General features: G+C 72.0%; 11 protein-coding genes. 5 read left to right on the forward strand and 6 right to left on the reverse strand.

Annotation, left to right across the window (positions count from 1 at the left end; all coding sequences use genetic code 11):
• Positions 1–23 precede the first annotated feature (23 nt).
• From coaE to rpsA, 3 genes are all read right to left on the reverse strand, one after another.
• Complete coding sequence (gene coaE, locus ABD374_RS26210; RefSeq protein WP_344498079.1) at positions 24–632, reverse strand: dephospho-CoA kinase; 609 nt, start codon at positions 630–632, stop codon at positions 24–26.
• A 33-nt stretch (positions 633–665) separates the two neighbouring features.
• Entirely contained in the window at positions 666–1,547 is an 882-nt protein-coding gene (locus tag ABD374_RS26215) for a PAC2 family protein (protein ID WP_425577364.1), read from the reverse strand.
• Positions 1,548–1,860: 313 nt separating this feature from the next.
• Positions 1,861–3,378 carry a 30S ribosomal protein S1 gene (gene rpsA / locus ABD374_RS26220; protein ID WP_344498083.1) on the reverse strand — a complete coding sequence of 506 codons (1,518 nt, stop codon included), beginning with the start codon at positions 3,376–3,378 and terminating at the stop codon, positions 1,861–1,863.
• A gap of 360 nt (positions 3,379–3,738) precedes the next feature.
• Here rpsA and ABD374_RS26225 point away from each other — a divergent pair, with 360 nt between their 5' ends.
• Positions 3,739–4,605: a class I SAM-dependent methyltransferase gene (locus ABD374_RS26225; protein WP_344498085.1), complete on the forward strand. Its 867-nt coding sequence runs from the start codon at positions 3,739–3,741 to the stop codon at positions 4,603–4,605.
• Positions 4,606–4,609: 4 nt separating this feature from the next.
• Positions 4,610–7,207, forward strand: a complete 2,598-nt coding sequence (gene hrpB, locus ABD374_RS26230) for an ATP-dependent helicase HrpB (protein ID WP_344498087.1) — start codon at positions 4,610–4,612, stop codon at positions 7,205–7,207.
• A gap of 243 nt (positions 7,208–7,450) precedes the next feature.
• Here hrpB and ABD374_RS26235 read toward each other — a convergent pair whose 3' ends face one another.
• Positions 7,451–9,310 carry a lytic transglycosylase domain-containing protein gene (locus ABD374_RS26235; RefSeq protein ID WP_344498089.1) on the reverse strand — a complete coding sequence of 620 codons (1,860 nt, stop codon included), beginning with the start codon at positions 9,308–9,310 and terminating at the stop codon, positions 7,451–7,453.
• Positions 9,311–9,498: 188 nt separating this feature from the next.
• Between ABD374_RS26235 and ABD374_RS26240 the strand changes: the two genes are divergently transcribed.
• Positions 9,499–10,416 (forward strand): DUF4184 family protein, encoded by a 918-nt coding sequence (locus ABD374_RS26240; RefSeq protein WP_344498091.1) that lies wholly within the window; start codon positions 9,499–9,501, stop codon positions 10,414–10,416.
• Positions 10,417–10,452: 36 nt separating this feature from the next.
• Here the strand turns inward: ABD374_RS26240 and polA are convergent, their stop codons facing one another.
• Complete coding sequence (gene polA / locus ABD374_RS26245; protein WP_344498093.1) at positions 10,453–13,164, reverse strand: DNA polymerase I; 2,712 nt, start codon at positions 13,162–13,164, stop codon at positions 10,453–10,455.
• A gap of 118 nt (positions 13,165–13,282) precedes the next feature.
• Between polA and ABD374_RS26250 the strand changes: the two genes are divergently transcribed.
• Both ABD374_RS26250 and ABD374_RS26255 read left to right on the forward strand, forming a co-directional pair.
• Positions 13,283–15,562 carry an FdhF/YdeP family oxidoreductase gene (locus ABD374_RS26250; RefSeq protein ID WP_344498095.1) on the forward strand — a complete coding sequence of 760 codons (2,280 nt, stop codon included), beginning with the start codon at positions 13,283–13,285 and terminating at the stop codon, positions 15,560–15,562.
• 51 nt (positions 15,563–15,613) lie between these two features.
• Complete coding sequence (locus tag ABD374_RS26255) at positions 15,614–16,087, forward strand: PaaI family thioesterase (RefSeq protein ID WP_344498097.1); 474 nt, start codon at positions 15,614–15,616, stop codon at positions 16,085–16,087.
• A gap of 152 nt (positions 16,088–16,239) precedes the next feature.
• Here the strand turns inward: ABD374_RS26255 and ABD374_RS26260 are convergent, their stop codons facing one another.
• Complete coding sequence (locus ABD374_RS26260; protein WP_425577365.1) at positions 16,240–16,953, reverse strand: ABC transporter ATP-binding protein; 714 nt, start codon at positions 16,951–16,953, stop codon at positions 16,240–16,242.
• Between the last annotated feature and the right edge of the window lie 44 nt (positions 16,954–16,997).

Here is a 16,997-nt window from a genome sequence, read left to right on the forward strand (position 1 = left end):
TGTATTCCGTCTTCCGCCTTCTGTCAGGGCGCCGGCCGCGCGGCCCGTTCGGTCAGTTCCGCCCAGACCTTGCGCACCTGCGGCTCGAGCGCCGGCAGCGGTCCGTCGTTGTCGATCACCAGGTCCGCGATCGCCAGCCGCTGCTCCCGCGTCGCCTGGGCGGCCATCCTGGCGCGCGCCTCGTCCTCGGTCATGCCGCGCAGCCGTACGAGCCGGTCCAGCTGTGTCTGCGGGGACGCGTCCACCACGGCCACCAGGTCGTACAGGGGCGCCAGGCCGTTCTCGGTGAGCAGCGGTACGTCGTGGACGACGACGGCGTCCGTGCCCGCCCCGCCCTCCAGCTCCGCCGACCGGGCGCCCACCAGCGGGTGGACGATCGTGTTCAGCGTCGCCAGACGGGCGGCGTCGGCGAAGACGATCGAGCCGAGTTTCGGACGGTCCAGGGTCCCGTCCGGAGCGAGGACGCCCTCGCCGAAAGCTTCGACGACGGCCGCGAGCCCCGGTGTTCCGGGCTCGACGACCTCTCGCGCGATCTTGTCGGCATCGATCAGCACGGCCCCGTACGAGACGAGCAGCCGCGACACTTCGCTCTTTCCGGCGCCGATTCCGCCGGTCAGGCCCACTTTCAGCATGCGCGGAAGCCTAGACCAGCGGCCGGGGCGGGCCTAGACGTCGCCCTCCCGCTCCGCGAGAAAGCGTTCGAATTCGAGGCCGATCTCGTCGGCCGACGGCAGATCGACGGGTTCGGCGACCAGGTTGCCCCGCGCCACCGCGCCCGCCACCGCGTCGTACTGGTGCTCCAGGCCCTGCACGAGCGAGACGAGTTCCTCGTCGCCCTCACCGACCTGCCGGTCGATCTCGTCCTGGGTGCGCCTGGCCTCCGTACGCAGCGCGTGGGCGACGCCGGGCAGCACCAGACCGGTCGCCGCCGTGATCGCCTCCAGGGCGGTCAGCGCGGCGTCGGGGTACGAGGAACGCGCGACGTAGTGCGGCACGTGCGCCGCGACACCGAGCACGTCGTGCCCGGACTCCGCGAGCCGGAACTCGACGAGCGCCTCCGCGCTGCCGGGCACCTGCGCCTCGTCGAACGGGCTGCGGTGGCCTGGCATGAGGTCGGTGCGGTTGCCGTGCGGGGTGATGCCGACGGGACGGGTGTGCGGGACGCCCATCGGTATGCCGTGGAAGTTCACCGAGAGCCGCACACCGAGCCGCTCGACGATCTGCCGTACGGCGAGGGCGAACCGCTCCCACTCCACGTCCGGCTCGGGGCCCGAGAGCACCAGGAAGGGCGCCCCGGTCGCGTCCTGGACGAGCCGGACGTCGATCTCGGGTGCCTCGTACTCGGACCACTTGTCGCGCCGGAAGGTCAGGAGCGGGCGGCGGGCGCGGTAGTCCACCAGCCTGTCGTGGTCGAACCTGGCCACGACCTGGTGGGGCAGGGTGTCCAGCAGTTTCCCGACGATCTGCTCGCCGGTCTCGCCCGCGTCGATGTAACCGTCGAAGTGGTAGAGCATGACCAGTCCGGCCGATTCCTGCGCGAGCGCCATGTCGACAGCGGCCACGCCCTTCGGCTCCCACTCGTACAAATCCTGCGGTTCAAGCACGATTACCGCTCCTCCTCGTGTTCCTACGGAAGAACGTGCCGCAGGGCACAGGCATTCCCGTTCACGCCCCCTTCGGTGAAGCGCGCGGTCTGCCGGCTCCCGTACGGCCGTGGTCCGCCTTCCCCGGTCCGTACGCCGCTGCCGGGCCGGCGTGCCCGCGCCGACGTCCACGACCTCGGCCCGGGCATGAGCAAGGCCCGCCCCCCAAGGGGAGCGGGCCTTGCTTTCAGCCGGTTACCAGCTGGAGGTCAGAGCGTCAGCTCTGGCCGCCGGCCAGCTTCTCGCGGAGCGCGGCCAGGGCCTCGTCCGACGCCAGGGCGCCGGAGTTGTCCGCCGACTCCGAGGAGTAGGAACCGCCGCCACCGCTGCCGCCGGAGGCAGCCGGAGCGCTACCGGCCGGGGCGGCAGCGCCCTCGGCAGCAGCGGCCTCGTCGGCCTCGCGGGACTTGATGACCTGGGCCTGGTGCTGCTCGAAGCGCTGCTGCGCCTCGGCGTACTGGGTCTCCCAGGCCTCGCGCTGGGTCTCGTAGCCCTCGAGCCAGTCGTTGGTCTCGGGGTCGAAGCCCTCGGGGTAGATGTAGTTCCCCTGGTCGTCGTACGACGCGGCCATGCCGTACAGCGTCGGGTCGAAGTCGACCGAGGCCGGGTCGGCACCGAAGGACTCGTTGGCCTGCTTCAGCGAGAGGCTGATGCGGCGGCGCTCGAGGTCGATGTCGATGACCTTGACGAAGATCTCGTCGTTGACCTGGACGACCTGCTCCGGGATCTCCACGTGGCGCTCGGCCAGCTCGGAGATGTGGACCAGACCCTCGATGCCCTCGTCGACGCGCACGAACGCACCGAACGGAACGAGCTTCGTGACCTTACCGGGAACGACCTGCCCGATCTGGTGCGTGCGGGCGAACTGCTGCCACGGGTCTTCCTGCGTCGCCTTGAGCGACAGCGAGACGCGCTCGCGGTCCATGTCGACGTCGAGGACCTCGACGGTGACTTCCTGGCCGACCTCGACAACCTCGGAGGGGTGGTCGATGTGCTTCCAGGAGAGCTCGGAGACGTGCACGAGACCGTCGACGCCACCGAGGTCCACGAACGCACCGAAGTTGACGATCGAGGAAACGACGCCGGAGCGGACCTGGCCCTTCTGCAGGGTCGTGAGGAAGGTCTGACGGACCTCGCTCTGGGTCTGCTCGAGCCAGGCACGGCGGGACAGGACCACGTTGTTGCGGTTCTTGTCCAGCTCGATGATCTTGGCCTCGAGCTCCTTGCCCACGTAGGGCTGGAGGTCGCGGACACGCCGCATCTCGACGAGGGAGGCCGGCAGGAAGCCACGGAGGCCGATGTCGAGGATGAGACCACCCTTGACCACCTCGATGACGGTGCCGGTGACGATGCCGTCCTCTTCCTTGATCTTCTCGATCGTGCCCCAGGCGCGCTCGTACTGCGCGCGCTTCTTGGACAGGATGAGGCGACCTTCCTTGTCCTCCTTCTGGAGAACAAGGGCTTCGATCTCGTCGCCGACCTTGACGACCTCGTTGGGGTCGACGTCGTGCTTGATCGAAAGCTCGCGGGAGGGGATGACGCCTTCGGTCTTGTAACCGATGTCGAGCAGGACCTCGTCCCGGTCGACCTTCACGATGACGCCGTCGACGATGTCGCCGTCGTTGAAGTACTTGATCGTCTCGTCGATCGCGGCGAGGAAGGCTTCCTCGTTACCGATGTCGTTGACCGCTACCTGCGGGGTGGTGGTGGCGGTGGTCTCGGTGCTGCTCGTCATGTGGGTAAGGGCTCCGGTACGGACAGTAAGTCGTAGGTACTGCTACGCCGGGAGCCCGTATCGGCACCTGCTGACGCCGGGCAGCCTAGGAGGCGCGATTCCGCGTGACGGAAACGCCTCGACAACCGAGAGGACATACAACCGGTGCAAGCGCAGCCTGCTCTGTCTGAGGTGCGCAGGCTCGCAGCGCAACTTGTAGCATACGGGGGCAGCCGGGCAGGGTCAATGCGCGAAGGCGCACACCCGGGGCGGAACGTCCCATACCCGGCACAACTAAGGTTCGGCGAGGCCACAACGGCCGCACCGCACTCTGCGGCTACCGGTTCGACGGAGCCTACGCAGACGAGACAGACGGGCGCAATGAGCCACAGCAAAGACGCCGCAGACGCTTTCGAGGCCCTCGACACCTACGTCCCGGACGGTGCGGACGAGGGGGAGGCGACCCGGCGCCAGGCCTCGGAGGCCGAGAGCAGCCGGGCCAGCCGGGGCTGGTGGGACCGCAACGCCGACGCGTACCAGAGCGAACACGGAGCGTTCCTCGGTGACGACCGTTTCGTGTGGGGCCCGGAAGGACTGGACGAGGCGGAGGCGGGTCTCCTGGGGCCTGCGGCGTCCCTGAAGGGACTCGACGTTCTGGAGATCGGCGCGGGCGCGGCGCAGTGCTCGCGCTGGCTCGCCGCGCAGGGCGCGCGTCCGGTGGCCCTGGACCTCTCGCACCGCCAGCTCCAGCACGCCCTGCGGATCGGCGGCGGTGTTCCCGGCGTACCCCTGGTGCAGGCGGACGCCGCGACGCTGCCCTTCGGGGACGCGTCCTTCGACCTCGCGTGCTCGGCGTACGGGGCGGTGCCCTTCGTCGCCGATCCGGTGGAGGTCTTCCGCGAGGTACGGCGTGTCCTGCGGCCCGGCGGGCGGTGGGTATTCTCCGTCACGCACCCCGTCCGCTGGGCCTTCCCCGACGAGCCCGGCCCCGAGGGCCTGTCGGTCGCCGCCTCCTACTTCGACCGCACGCCCTACGTCGAGCAGGACGACCAGGGGCGCGCGGTCTACGTGGAGCACCACAGAACGATCGGCGACCGGGTACGGGACGTGGTGGCGGCCGGCTTCCGCCTGGTCGACCTGGTCGAGCCGGAGTGGCCCTCCTGGAACAGCCAGGAGTGGGGCGGCTGGTCCCCGCTGCGGGGAAACCTGATCCCGGGAACGGCGATTTTCGTGTGCGTACGAGACTAGGGGCGTGATCCGCACCGACGCTCTGGGGCAGCTGCCCGTACGTACCGTTGTGCCCGCCCTGGAGCGCGCTCTGGACGCGCACGGAACGGCGGTGCTGTGCGCGCCGCCGGGGACGGGCAAGACGACGCTGGTGCCGCTGGTGCTGGCCGGGCTGCTCGACGGGGGACGGCCCGTGCGGAGGGTCGTCGTCGCGGAGCCCCGGCGGATCGCGGCGCGGGCCGCGGCCCGGCGGATGGCGTGGCTGCTGGGCGAGAGCGTCGGGGGACGCGTGGGCTTCACCGTGCGCGGGGAGCGCGTGGTGGGGCGCGACACGGTGGTGGAGGTCGTGACCACCGGTGTGCTGCTCCAGCGCCTCCAGCGCGACCAGGAGCTCGCCGGGGTCGATGTCGTCGTCCTGGACGAGTGCCACGAGCGGCACCTGGACGCGGACACCGTCGCCGCGTTCCTCCTCGACGTACGGGCCGCCCTGCGGCCGGAGCTGCGGCTCCTCGCCGCCTCCGCGACGACGGACGCCGAGGGCTGGGCGCGGCTGCTGGGCGACGCGCCGGTGGTGGAGGCGCAGGGGGTCTCCCACCCCGTGGAGACGGTGTGGGCGCCGCCCGCCCGTCCGGTGCGGCCGCCGCACGGCATGCGGGTGGATCCGGCGCTGCTGGCGCATGTGGCCGCCGTGGTGCGCAGGGCGCTCGCCGAGCGGGAGGGCGACGTGCTGTGCTTCCTGCCCGGCGTGGGCGAGATCGCGCGGGTGGCCGGACAGCTGTCCGGGGCCGGCGCCGAGGTGTTCCAGGTGCACGGGCGGGCTCCGGCCGCGGTGCAGGACGCCGTACTGGCCGGTTCCGCGGGCGCGCGCAGGGTGGTGCTGGCGACCTCGGTGGCCGAGTCGAGCCTGACCGTGCCCGGTGTACGGGTCGTCGTGGACTGCGGGCTCGCGCGTGAGCCCCGGACGGACCATGCGCGGGGGCTGGGCGCGCTCACGACCGTACGGGCCTCGCAGGCGGCCTCACGGCAGCGCGCGGGGCGGGCGGGGCGCGAGGCGCCGGGTGCGGTCTACCGGTGCTGGGACCGGGCCGACGACGTACGGCTGCCGCGCTTCCCCTCCCCCGAGATCAAGGTCGCGGACCTGACGGCGTTCGCCCTCCAGGCGGCGTGCTGGGGCGACCCCGACGCGAGCGGTCTCGCCCTGCTGGACCCGCCGCCGGGCGGGGCCATGGCGGCGGCCCGTGCGGTACTGGCCGCGATCGGCGCGGTGGACGGTGCCGGCCGCGCGACCGAACGGGGCGTACGGATGGCCCGCCTCGGCCTGCACCCCCGGCTCGCGCGGGCGCTCGTCGACGGCGCGCGGGAGGTCGGGGCGCGCCGCGCGGCGGAGGTGGTCGCCCTGCTGAGCGAGGAGCCCCCGAGGGAGTACGGCGACGACCTGGCCGCGGCCTGGCGCGCGGCCCGCCGCGGCGACGACGCGTACGGGGCCCGGTGGCGCCAGGAGGCACGGCGGCTGGCTTCGGCGGCGGGTGGTTCCGGGAGTGCTGGGAGTGCTGGGAGTGCTGGTGGTTCCGGGGCTTCTGGGAGGACGGGCACAGCCGGGGGTTCCGGCACGGCCGGCGCGGAGGCAGGGGCCCCCGGGGCCGGTGGTGACGACGCCGTTGCCGGGTTGGTGGCCGCCTTCGCGTTTCCCGAGCGGGTCGCCAGGGGCCGGGGCGAGGGGACCTTCCTCATGGCCTCCGGAACCGGGGCCGAACTCGGCGACGGGTCCCGGCTGCGCACCGCTCCGTGGCTGGCGGTCGCCGTCGCCGACCGTCCCGTCCACGCCGCCTCCGCGCGCGTACGCCTCGCCGCCGTCATCGACGAGGACACGGCGAAACTGGCCGCCGAGCATCTGCTCGTGTCCGGCGAGGAGGTGCACTGGGAGGACGGGGACGTCGTCGCGCGGCACGTGGAGCGACTGGGTGCGGTCGAACTGACCGTGCGGGCGCTCGCAAAGCCGGATCCGGAGCGGGTACGGGAAGCACTGCTCGACGGCCTGCGGCGCGAGGGCCTCGGTCTGCTGCGCTGGACACGGGACGCGCGGGGGCTGCGCGAGCGCCTCGCCTTCCTGCACCGGGTGCTGGGCGCTCCGTGGCCGGACGTGTCGGACGCGGCGCTCACGGACCGTACCGACGCATGGCTGGAACCGGAGCTGTCACGGGCGCGCAGGAGAGCCGACCTCGGCCGGATCGAGGCGGGGCAGGCGTTGAACCGGCTGCTGCCGTGGGCGTCCGGCGACGCGGCCCGGCTGGACGAGCTGGCGCCGGAGCAGATCGAGGTGCCGAGCGGGTCGCGGATCCGCGTGGAGTACGGCGGTGAGCAGCCCGTACTGGCGGTGAAGCTCCAGGAGATGTTCGGGCTGGCCGAGACGCCGCGGGCGGCCGGCGTACCGGTGCTGGTGCACCTGTTGTCCCCGGCGGGGCGTCCGGCGGCCGTCACCGCCGATCTGGCGTCCTTCTGGCGGGACGGGTACCGCGCGGTACGGGCCGAACTGCGCGGCCGCTACCCGAAGCACCCGTGGCCGGAGGACCCCGCGACGACGGCGCCCACGCGTCACACGAAGGCGCGGCTCGGGCGGGGTTGAGTCCGGGGAAGCCTAGGCAGAGGACCCCGGTGTACGTGACGGCCGCGATGCGTCCGTCCGGCAGGGGGGCACAGGCACTGCGCTGGCGAGCCCATGAAGTTCCGGCACACCTCACGGTCGTCCCTCATGTCGAATCCAGGGGCGACTCCGCCGGCCGGGTGGCCCGGCGGATCCGGGTGACGTGCCGCCGCCCCGTCCGGAACACGGTCCGGACGGGGCGGCGGCGGCAGGGCCGAGGAGCGGTTACGCGACGGGGGTGGTGGAGGAAGAGGGAGCGGAGGGAGCCGGAGGGGTCTTCGACGGGTCGGTCGTCGGGTCGGTCGACGGCACGGTGGTGGCCGCGGTGACGGTCAGTTCGACCATGAGGACCACACCGTCGGCGGTGGTGAGACGCAGCCTGTACGTCCCCGCGTTGCCGTCGGTGTAGATCTTCGGAAGGGCCACCAGGCCGTTGGCGTCCGTCCTGAGAGCGGTCAGGGTACGGAACGCCTTGCCGTCGGCGCCCTTGAAGTACGGGCCCTTGCCGTTCTCCGCGGACGTGCCGGCGTCGCCCGTGACCATCGTCGCGGTCACTGCGACACCCGCCGCGGCCCTGCCCTTGTACGTCGCCCTCACCTCGACCGGGTCGGCGAAGGAGCCGCCGGCCTCTGCCTTCAGCTCCTTGTCGGAGGTACGGACCAGGGCGTCGGACCGCGGCGCCGGCGCCGGCCTGGCCTTGACGTCGGCGGTGAAGTCCGCGGCGGGGGCGCTGGTGCCCAGCGCCTCGGCGCGCACGGTGAACGTGCCCGTCCGCCGGCCCGCGCCGAGCGTGGGGGCGGTGGCGATGCCGTCGGCGCCGGTGATGACGGTGAAGCGGGTCCGGGCGCCGGGGAAGCGCGCGTCCGTGTCGCCGACGATCCGGAACTGGATCCGGGCGCCCACCGCCGTCTTGCCCGCGGAGGTCTTGGCCCGTACGCGCAGCCGGTCGGTGAACTTCTCGCCCTCGGTGGCGGTCACGGTCGCGGTGCCGAGCCGCTCCAGGGCGGCGACGGGCGCCGGGGCCGGGGGCGGCGTGGGCGGAGACGGAGTCGTCGGGGGCGGAGTCGTCGGCGGATTCGTCACCGGGGGCGGCGTCGTCGGGGGATTCGTCACCGGGGGCGGCGTCGTCGGGGGCGGGGACGTCGGCGGAGTGGTCGTCGGCGGGGTCGGGGTGCCGCCGCCGACTCCCGGAGCGCCCGGGCCGGCCGGCGGAGTCGTCCCGCCGGGAACGCCGGGGAGGGTGCCGCCGCGGCCGTTGTGGTGGCTGTCGGGTTCGCCGCTGCCCGGCAGGACTCCGGAGCCGTCCGGCACCTCGTGGCTGCCGCGCCGGTAGTAGTCGAACCAGGACATGACCGTACGCAGGTACTCCCGCGAGCGGTTGTAGCCGAGGACCGCCTGGTCGAGATCGGCCTGGACGGACAGGTCGCGGTCGTGGGCGCAGAGGTAGCGGCCGGCGGCGAGGGCCGCGTCGTAGATGTTGTTCGGGTCCTTGCGGCCGTCGGCGTTGCCGTCCTGGCCCCAGGTCGCCCAGGTGGACGGGATGAACTGCATCGGACCGACCGCGCGGTCGTGCGTCGAATCGCCGTCGTACGCGCCGTTGTCGGTGTCGGAGATGTTGGCGAAGCCGACGCCGTTGAGCTGCGGGCCGAGGATCGGTGTCAGCGTCGTTCCGTCGTCGTCGACCCGGCCGCCGCGCGCCTGGCCCGACTCGACCTTGCCGATCGCGGCGAGCAGCTGCCACGGGAGGCGGCAGCCGGGGTCGGTGCCCTTGACGGTCCCTTCCGCACGCTTGTACGCGGTCAGGACCGTGGCGGGTATGCCTGCTTCCGCCGGGCCGGTGACGACGGGCAGATCGATCGAAGTGTCCGGTTTATTCGGGGTGTTCAGGGGCGGGAGGGCGGTGAAGTACGGCGAATTGCCCGTCACCGGGGTGCCGGGGGGGTCGGTCGCCTTCGCGGCCCTCTCGTCACCGGGCCCCACAGTGGAGCCCGGCGCCTGCGAGGCGGAGAGCGCCGCCACTACGAGCGCCGCCACCGTGGTGGCTGTCGCTCCTTTGCGCAGCCTGCGACCGAATTGCGCTGCCATACGTCTGGCCCCTCCCGTCAACGGCTGTTCGCGCTCCCCAGCGCGAGGACTCAGGCGACACTACGACAACTCCCCGCGCCGGAACACCGGCCGCCCGCGCCTTATTACCGGTTGTTCACCGAAATACATCTCGAAACACAGGACGGCATACTGATCGTCACCGATCAGAAGCGGGCCAAGGGGGACTTTTGCCGTTCACACTGAGCCATGCCGCGGCCGTACTGCCGGGCATCCGACAGAACGGTACCGCGCGCGGACCGCTGCTCGCATCGGCGCTCGTCGCCGGGTCGTTCGCGCCCGACATGACCTACTTCGCGGCCACCGCCGCCCCGGCCGCGATGGCCTTCGGGGACGTCACCCACTCCCTGCCGGGCCTGGTCACTGTCGACGTGCTCATCACGGCGGCGCTCGTGGGCCTGTGGCTGCTGCTGCGGGAACCCCTGCTGGCCCTGGTGCCGCGCCGCCGGCAGGCCCGCTTCCACGGCTTCGTGCGCGGCGAGGACTGGACCGGGTTGCAACTCCCGTCGCTGGCCTGGCGATTCTTCCTCTCGGCGGTCATCGGCGCGTGCACGCACGTCTTCTGGGACACCTTCACGCATCTCGACCGGTGGGGCACGGAGGTCCTGCCGGTGCTCGGTGAGGTCGTCGCCGGCTTCCCGGTGTACTGGTACGCGCAGTACGGCGGCTCGGCCGTCGCCCTCGCGGTGATCGTGTGGTTCACGGCCTCGGCGCTGCGGCGCCGCCCGGACGGGCCCGCCCCCGCCTCCGTACCGCTGCTGGACGCGCGCGGGAGGTGGGCGGCCGGGGGGCTGCTCGCGCTGTGCGTGCTGATGGGCGTCGTGCACCGGTGCGTGCGCTGGTACGCCGCGCAGACCGTGCGGCTGAAGCCGCTCGACTACGTCCCGACCGTGTGCTTCGGCGCCGGCTCGGGACTCGCCGTGGGGCTGGTGCTGTACGCCGTGGGAGTGCGGCTGTGGCTGCGCGCCGCGCCGGCCCGGGGGCCGGAACAGGGCGCGGCCCCGGGCCCCGGGCCCCAGTCGCCGGACGGAACGGACGGGCCGGGCGTTCCGGCCCGGGCAGGCACGTCAAGCCCGTCCGGCGACTGAGGGCACGCCCGTGGGGCGTCCCGGGGACAGTGCGCGTCAGTGCGCGGCGGACTCCCAGTCGGGGCCCACACCCACCGACACGTCGAGCGGCGCGCGCAGCGTGACGGCGCCGGCCATCTCGCGGCGGACGATCTCCTCCACCGGCTCGCGCTCGCCCGGCGCGATCTCCAGCACGATTTCGTCATGCACCTGGAGGAGCATCCGGGAGGTCATCCCGGCCTCCTCCAGGGCCCGGTCGACGTTCAGCATGGCGACCTTGACGATGTCCGCGGCCGTGCCCTGGATCGGGGCGTTGAGCGCCATCCGCTCGGCCATCTCACGACGCTGGCGGTTGTCGCTGTTGAGGTCGGGGAGGTAGCGGCGGCGGCCGAGCATCGTCTCGGTGTAACCCGTGGCGCGGGCCTCCTCGACGGCGCGCTGGAGGTAGTCCCGCACGCCGCCGAACCGCTGGAAGAAGGTGTCCATCAGGCCGCGGGCCTCACCGGCGTCGATGTTCAGCTGCTGGGACAGGCCGAACGCCGACAGGCCGTACGCCAGTCCGTACGACATGGCCTTGATCTTGCGGCGCATCTCCGGGTCGACCTGGGACTTCTCCACGCCGAACACCTGGGAGGCGACGGTGGTGTGCAGGTCCTCGCCGGACAGGAACGCCTCGATCAGGCCCTCGTCCTCCGACAGGTGGGCCATCACCCGCAGTTCGATCTGACTGTAGTCGGCGGTCATCAGCGATTCGTAGCCCTCGCCGACGACGAAGCCGCGGCGAATGGCCCGGCCCTCGTCCGTACGCACCGGAATGTTCTGGAGGTTGGGGTCGGTGGAGGAGAGCCGTCCGGTGGCCGCCACCGTCTGGTTGTAGGTGGTGTGGATCCGGCCGTCCGGCACGATGGACTTGACGAGGCCCTCGACGGTGACCCGCAGCTTCGCCTGCTCGCGGTGGCGGAGCATGATCACCGGCAGCTCGTGCTCGGTCTGCGCCGCCAGCCACGCCAGGGCGTCGGCGTCCGTGGTGTAACCCGTCTTGGTCTTCTTCGTTCTGGGCAGCGCGAGCTCGCCGAAGAGGATCTCCTGGAGCTGCTTGGGCGAGCCGAGGTTGAACTCCCGCCCCGCCGCGTCGTGCGCCTCCTTCACCGCCTGCTGCACGGCCGCCGCGAACTGCTGCTCCATGGCTTCCAGGTGGGCGCGGTCGGCGGCGATGCCGTGCCGCTCCAGACGGGCCAGCAGGACGGAGGTGGGCAGCTCCACACTGTGCAGCAGGTCGGTGGCGCCGACCTCGTCGAGACGCTCGCCGAAGGCCTCGCCGAGGTCGAGGACCGCGCGGGCCTGCGTCATCAGGGCGTCGGCCTCGGCCCGCTCGTCCGCACCGAACGCGAGCTGCCCGTCCGCGGCGGCCACGGGGGCCAGCTCGCGGTGGAGGTACTCCACGGACAGGGCGTCCAGCGCGAAGGAACGGCGGCCCGGCTTGACCAGGTAGGCGGCGAGCGCGGTGTCCATGGTGACGCCGTCGACCCGCCAGCCGTGCTCGGGGAAGACCCGCATGGCGCCCTTGGCGTTGTGCATGACCTTGGGCTTCGTGGGATCGGCGATCCAGGCGGCGAACGCCCTGTCGTCGGCCTCGTCGAGCTGGGAGGTGTCGAACCAGGCCGCCGCACCGTCGGCCGCGGCCAGCGCGATCTCGCTGACACTGCCGGAGCCCAGCGCCCACGCGTCGACGGTGGCGACCCCCAGCGGCTGCCCGCCGTGCTGCTCCAGCCAGGGCGCGACCTCGCCGGAGCCGAGCACCGTGCCGTCGATCTCCACACCGGCGGCCGGGGCCGGGGCCTCTTCCTCGCCGGCGCCCGGGTCGACGGCGAGCAGGCGCTCGCGCAGGCTCGGGTTGCGGATCTCCAGTACGTCGAGGACACCGGTCAGCGCCGCACGGTCGTACGGGGCGCGCTCCAGGTCGAGCGGCCCCTTGGGCAGCTCGACGTCACGCACCATCTCGGTCAGGCGGCGGTTGAGCTTCACGGCCTCCAGGTGGTCCCGGAAGTTCTGCCCGGCCTTGCCCTTGACCTCGTCGGCGCGGGCCACCAGCTCCTCGAACGAACCGAACTGGTTGATCCACTTCGCCGCCGTCTTCTCCCCGACCCCCGGGATGCCCGGCAGGTTGTCGGACGGGTCGCCGCGCAGCGCCGCGAAGTCCGGGTACTGCTGCGGGGTCAGTCCGTACTTCTCCTGGACCTTCTCCGGAGTGAAACGGGTCAGCTCCGAGACGCCCTTGGTCGGGTACAGCACGGTGACGCGGTCGCTGATCAGCTGGAACGAATCCCGGTCGCCCGTGACGATCAGCACGTCGAAGCCGGCCGCCTCGGCCTGGGTGGCGAGCGTCGCGATGACGTCGTCCGCCTCGAACCCGTCGACCGCGAACCGGTCCGCGTGCATCGCGTCGAGCAGCTCGCCGATCAGCTCGACCTGCCCCTTGAACTCGTCGGGCGTCTTCGAACGGGTCGCCTTGTACTCGGGGAACTCCTCGGATCGCCACGTCTTGCGCGACACGTCGAAGGCCACCGCGAAATGCGTGGGCGCCTCGTCGCGCAGCGTGTTCGCCAGCATCGACGCGAAGCCGTAGACGGCGTTCGTCGGCTGGCCGCTCGCGGTCGTGAAGTTCTCCGCGGGCAACGCGAAGAACGCCCGGTACGCCAGGGAGTGCCCGTCCATGAGGAGCAGGCGAGGACGGTGGTCTGCGGTCTTCTTCGATGCTGTCTCTGACACGTCCCCGATCCTAGGCGCCGCCACTGACAATCCGGCCCCACGCCCTCGCACGGTGTCAGTGGGGCGTGACAGGATCGAAGACGTACGGAACAGAACCGCCCGCTCGAAGGGGAGCGCCATGGCTGCCAAGCCGCCCGCAGGTGACCCGGTCCAGGACGCTCCGCAGGTCGCGGCACCCCGGCACGCCGCCGCAGGGCTTCCCGCCATCGGGCACACGCTGAAGATGGCCCGGCAGCAGATGGGGATCCGCCGCACCGCGCAGACGCTCCTCAAGGTCAATCAGAAGGACGGCTTCGACTGTCCCGGCTGCGCCTGGCCCGAGGAGGACAAGCGGCACACGGCGGAATTCTGCGAGAACGGCGCCAAGGCCGTCGCCGAGGAGGCGACGCTGCGCCGCGTCACACCCGACTTCTTCGCCGCGCACCCCGTCGCCGACCTGGCCACGCGCAGCGGGTACTGGCTGGGCCAGCAGGGCCGCATCACCCAGCCGGTGTACTTGGCGGAAGGCGCCGACCGGTACGACGCGGTGACCTGGGAGCGGGCCTTCCAGATCCTCGCGGAGGAGCTCAAGGCACTCGGCTCCCCCGACGAGGCCGTCTTCTACACCTCGGGCCGCACCAGCAACGAAGCGGCGTTCCTGCTCCAGCTCTTCGCCCGCGAATTCGGCACGAACAACCTGCCGGACTGCTCCAACATGTGCCACGAGTCGTCGGGCTCGGCCCTGACGGAGACCATCGGCATCGGCAAGGGCAGCGTCTCCCTGGAGGACCTGCACCGGGCCGACCTGATCGTCGTCGCCGGGCAGAACCCGGGCACCAACCACCCGCGGATGCTCAGCGCCCTGGAGAAGGCCAAGGCCGCCGGCGCGAAGATCATCTCGGTGAACCCGCTGCCCGAAGCCGGACTCGAACGGTTCAAGAACCCGCAGACCCCGCAGGGCATGATCAGGGGCACGGCCCTCACCGATCTCTTCCTCCAGATCCGCCTCGGCGGCGACCAGGCCCTCTTCCGCCTGCTCAACAAGCTGATCATCGAGGCGGAAGGCGCCGTCGACGAGGAGTTCGTACGCGAACACACCCACGGATACGAGGAGTTCGCGGCCGCCGCCCGCGACGCCGACTGGGACGAGACCCTCGCCGCCACCGGCCTGGAGCGCACGAAGATCGAGCAGGCCCTCGCCATGGTCCTCGCCTCCCGGCGCACCATCGTGTGCTGGGCCATGGGCCTGACCCAGCACAAGCACTCCGTGCCGACCATCCGCGAGGTCGTCAACTTCCTGCTGCTGCGCGGCAACATCGGCCGCCCCGGCGCCGGCGTGTGCCCCGTGCGCGGACACTCCAACGTGCAGGGCGACCGCACCATGGGCATCTTCGAACGCCCCGCCCCCGCCTTCCTCGACGCCCTCGACAAGGAATTCGGGATCAGCTCGCCACGCCACCACGGATACGACGTCGTACGGTCCATCCAGGCGCTGCGCGACGGCGACGCCAAGGTCTTCTTCGCCATGGGCGGCAACTTCGTCGGCGCCACCCCCGACACCGCCGTCACCGAAGCCGCGATGCGCAAGGCGCGCCTGACCGTCCACGTGTCGACGAAGCTCAACCGCTCGCACGCCGTCACCGGCGCCCGCGCGCTGATCCTGCCCACCCTCGGGCGCACCGACAAGGACGTACAGGCCGGGGGCAGGCAGTTCGTCACCGTCGAGGACTCCATGGGCATGGTGCACGCCTCCCGCGGCAACCTCACCCCCGCGAGCCCGCACCTGCTGTCCGAGCCGGCCATCGTCGCCCGGCTGGCACGCGCCGTCCTCGGCCCCGCGTCCGCCACCCCCTGGGAGGACTTCGAGAAGGACTACGGCAGCATCCGCGACCGGATCTCCCGTGTCGTCCCCGGCTTCGAGGACTTCAACGCGCGCGTCGCCCGGCCCGGCGGCTTCACCCTGCCGCACGGCCCGCGCGACGAACGCCGCTTCAACACCCCCACCGGCAAGGCCAACTTCACCGCCGCACCGGTGGAGCACCCGCGTCTGCCCGAAGGCCGGCTGCTGCTCCAGACACTGCGCTCGCACGACCAGTACAACACCACCATCTACGGCCTCGACGACCGCTACCGGGGCATCAGGGGCGGCCGCCGCGTCGTCCTCGTCAACCCGGACGACGCCCGCGAGCTCGGCCTCGCCGACGGGGCGTACACCGACCTCGTCAGCGAGTGGAAGGACGGCGTCGAGCGGCGCGCGCCCGGCTTCCGCGTGGTGCACTACCCGACCGCGCGCGGCTGCGCCGCCGCCTACTACCCCGAGACCAACGTGCTGGTGCCCCTCGACGCCACCGCGGACACCAGCAACACCCCCGCGAGCAAGTCCGTGGTCGTACGTCTGGAACAATCACCCACCGCCTAAGCGTTCGCTCAAGGACGATGGACGCCGTACGACGATCGGAGCCGGGCCCCCATGGGCGAGCAGACAGCTGTGAAGTTCCCGCAAGAGGTCATCGACGAGTACGCCCGGCTGGGCGTCGACCTTCCCGCCCTCTTCTCCGCCGGAGACCTCGGCACCCGCATGGGCGTGCAGATCGTCGAGGCGTCCGCCGAGCGCGTCGTCGGCACCATGCCCGTCGAGGGCAACACCCAGCCCTACGGCCTGCTGCACGGCGGGGCCTCCGCCGTGCTCGCCGAGACCCTCGGCTCCGTCGGCTCCATGCTCCACGGCGGCTCCTCCAAGCTCGCCGTCGGCGTGGACCTCAACTGCACGCACCACCGGGGCGCCCGCAGCGGCCTGGTGACCGGCGTGGCCACCCCCGTCCACCGCGGACGCTCCACCGCGACGTACGAAATCGTCATCACCGACGAGCAGGACAAGCGCGTCTGCACGGCCCGCCTGACCTGCATGCTGCGCGACCTGGGCGGCAACGGCGCCCAGGGCTGACCGCCGGGCGGCCGGGCGGCTCCACACGCCGCACGCGACACGCCGCCGGCCCCGGCCCGGACGCGGAGAGCGTCCGGACCGGGGCCGGGGTGACGATCAGAGGCGACAGCGGGCCCGGGCACGGACACGGCCCGCCCGCACCAGCGACCACCTCACGCGGCCACCTCACCCAGGTACGCCGCCCGGATCCGCGGGTCCGCCAGCAGATCCTGCGCCGGCCCCGAGACCGCCACCGAACCCGTCTCCAGCACATAACCGCGCTGCGCGAGCCCCAGTGCCTGGGTGGCGTTCTGCTCCACCAGGAGCACCGTCGTGCCCTGCTCGTTGATCTCCCGGATGATCACGAAGATCTGCTCCACGATCAACGGCGCCAGACCCATCGACGGCTCGTCGAGCAGCAACAGCTCCGGCCGGCTCATCAGCGCGCGGCCGATCGCCAGCATCTGCTGCTCACCGCCCGACAGCGTGCCCGCGAGCTGGCTCCTGCGCTCCGCGAGCCTCGGGAAGAGCGTGTACACCCGGTCCATGTCGGCCGAGTCCACGCCCTTGAAGCGGTACGCGCCCATCTCCAGGTTCTCGCGCACGCTCATCCGCGCGAACACCCGGCGCCCCTCGGGCACATGACCGATCCCGAAGTCGACCAGCTCGTGCGACTTGATGCCGTCGATCCGCTCCCCGCGCAGACGCACCTCACCCTGACGCGGCGACAGCATCCCCGAGACCGTACGCAGCGTCGTCGTCTTGCCCGCACCGTTGCCGCCGAGCAGGGCCACGATCTCACCCTCGCCGACCGTCAGGTCGATCCCCTTCAGGGCCTCGATCGCACCGTAGGCCACCCGCAGCCCGCGCAGCTCCAGCAGCGGCACCGCGACCGGCCCGCCGGTCTCCTTCTGCAGCTCGGTCGTCGTGC

Source organism: Streptomyces enissocaesilis, from assembly GCF_039533765.1.
Classification (GTDB): Bacteria; Actinomycetota; Actinomycetes; order Streptomycetales; family Streptomycetaceae; genus Streptomyces; species Streptomyces enissocaesilis.

Excerpts from the sequence above, each read along its gene's own strand:
- ABD374_RS26250 (WP_344498095.1), top strand. The coding sequence starts at position 13,283 with ATGGCTGCCAAGCCGCCCGCAGGTGACCCGGTCCAGGACGCTCCGCAG.
- coaE (WP_344498079.1), bottom strand. The coding sequence starts at position 632 with ATGCTGAAAGTGGGCCTGACCGGCGGAATCGGCGCCGGAAAGAGCGAA.
- rpsA (WP_344498083.1), bottom strand. The coding sequence starts at position 3,378 with ATGACGAGCAGCACCGAGACCACCGCCACCACCACCCCGCAGGTAGCG.
- ABD374_RS26255 (WP_344498097.1), top strand. The coding sequence starts at position 15,614 with ATGGGCGAGCAGACAGCTGTGAAGTTCCCGCAAGAGGTCATCGACGAG.
- ABD374_RS26225 (WP_344498085.1), top strand. The coding sequence starts at position 3,739 with ATGAGCCACAGCAAAGACGCCGCAGACGCTTTCGAGGCCCTCGACACC.
- ABD374_RS26215 (WP_425577364.1), bottom strand. The coding sequence starts at position 1,547 with ATGGCGCTCGCGCAGGAATCGGCCGGACTGGTCATGCTCTACCACTTC.
- ABD374_RS26235 (WP_344498089.1), bottom strand. The coding sequence starts at position 9,310 with ATGGCAGCGCAATTCGGTCGCAGGCTGCGCAAAGGAGCGACAGCCACC.